Origin of the sequence: Erwinia phyllosphaerae, from assembly GCF_019132875.1 — a bacterium.
Lineage (GTDB): Bacteria > Pseudomonadota > Gammaproteobacteria > Enterobacterales > Enterobacteriaceae > Erwinia > Erwinia phyllosphaerae.
The window spans coordinates 1-545 of the sequence record NZ_JAHSPF010000034.1; the positions used below are offsets into that span (position 1 = coordinate 1).

Sequence of the window (545 nt, forward strand, 5' to 3'; positions counted from 1 at the left end):
GGCAGAGATGCCTTAGTGCCTTCGGGAACCGTGAGACAGGTGCTGCATGGCTGTCGTCAGCTCGTGTTGTGAAATGTTGGGTTAAGTCCCGCAACGAGCGCAACCCTTATCCTTTGTTGCCAGCGATTCGGTCGGGAACTCAAAGGAGACTGCCGGTGATAAACCGGAGGAAGGTGGGGATGACGTCAAGTCATCATGGCCCTTACGGCCAGGGCTACACACGTGCTACAATGGCGCATACAAAGAGAAGCGACCTCGCGAGAGCAAGCGGACCTCATAAAGTGCGTCGTAGTCCGGATCGGAGTCTGCAACTCGACTCCGTGAAGTCGGAATCGCTAGTAATCGTGGATCAGAATGCCACGGTGAATACGTTCCCGGGCCTTGTACACACCGCCCGTCACACCATGGGAGTGGGTTGCAAAAGAAGTAGGTAGCTTAACCTTCGGGAGGGCGCTTACCACTTTGTGATTCATGACTGGGGTGAAGTCGTAACAAGGTAACCGTAGGGGAACCTGCGGTTGGATCACCTCCTTACCTGAAGATAC

1 rRNA gene is annotated in these 545 nt (G+C 54.7%); it reads left to right on the plus strand.

From position 1 onward, the window contains the following. Nucleotides 1–534 (plus strand): 16S ribosomal RNA (locus KUE00_RS21785); the annotation flags it as partial. Nucleotides 535–545: the final 11 nt, after the last annotated feature.